Annotated in this window: 1 protein-coding gene; it reads left to right on the top strand. The window is 32.5% G+C overall.

Annotated elements, in window-relative coordinates:
* A partial coding sequence (locus CSX02_RS13565; RefSeq protein WP_099386407.1) for a DUF2712 domain-containing protein occupies positions 1-427 on the top strand: 427 nt, incomplete at its 5' end.
* Positions 428-499 lie beyond the last annotated feature (72 nt).

The raw sequence follows: 499 nt of genomic DNA, 5'->3' as shown, positions 1-499 counted from the left end.
AAAAAGAGGAATTGCAATTTTATTGGTATTATTTTTTGCTGTTACATCAGTGCACCTAGGGATGAATCGTGTCAATGCGAATAACCATGAGGATACTAAATTCAAATTTTATTTTCATAATTATTTCGATCATACAGAAGGAAGAAAAAAAACAGATGATTCTTCCTCTTATATGAAGTGTACAGAATTGAGAGACAATGCTTCCTATACAGCCTATGTTTATGGCTCAAATGAAACTACTGGCGATTTTGCAGAAGATGTTTCACATGGATATCATTATTTATTTAAGCGGGGAACAAAATATTTTATGAGGAATTGGGTTTATGAAGATAATTTAAAATATGCGTTGATTTATGCTAATCAGAATACACCATTTCCAACTTTTCCTAAGGGGGTTTGGAGCCCGGATAGTGTTCCAGAACGATAATATGTAGTTCTATGAGTTATATATGGGTGAGAAGAATGAAAAAGTTGAGAAAACAAATATTATGTTGGGGAT

Source organism: Agathobacter ruminis (assembly GCF_002735305.1).
GTDB classification, from domain to species: domain Bacteria; phylum Bacillota; class Clostridia; order Lachnospirales; family Lachnospiraceae; genus Roseburia; species Roseburia ruminis.
Note: the sequence above shows the minus strand (reverse complement) of the source record. Positions and strands in the feature narration are given on the sequence as shown.